This is a genomic window from Streptomyces sp. DH12 (assembly GCF_020873895.1).
In the GTDB taxonomy this organism is placed as follows: domain Bacteria; phylum Actinomycetota; class Actinomycetes; order Streptomycetales; family Streptomycetaceae; genus Streptomyces.
On sequence record NZ_JAHWGT010001120.1, the window covers coordinates 1 to 447 of the forward strand.

General features: G+C 67.8%; 1 protein-coding gene. It reads right to left on the reverse strand.

Features of this window, described 5'->3' with window-relative positions:
- On the reverse strand, nt 1–447 hold a 447-nt coding region (locus LPA54_RS38830; RefSeq protein WP_228985098.1), incomplete at both ends, for a penicillin acylase family protein.

Sequence of the window (447 nt, forward strand, 5' to 3'; positions counted from 1 at the left end):
TCCGAACGGTCCGACAGCAGCGGGCCGTTGTTGGTCTCACGCACGACGATCTTCCGCGACGCGCCGCCGGCGACCTTGATGGTCTCCTCGCGCGTCTCGAACGGCACCACCTTGTCGCCGTACTGGTAGCCGTCGCCGGTGATCTTCTCCAGGTACAGGTCGGTGACGTCGACGCCGGAGTTGGTCAGGCCCCAGGCGATGTCCTGGTTGTGGCCGATTATCACGCCGGGCATGCCCGCGAAGGTGTAACCGGTGACGTCGTAGCGGCAGTTGTCGGAGACGCTGCGGCAGTGCAGGCCCATCTGGTACCAGACGGACGGCAGCGAGGCCGACAGGTGCGGGTCGTTGGCGAGCAGCGGCTTGCCGGAGACGGTGTGGTCGCCGGAGACGACCCAGGAGTTGGAGCCGATGCCGTCGCCGTTCACGCCGACGGCGGTGGGGAGGTCC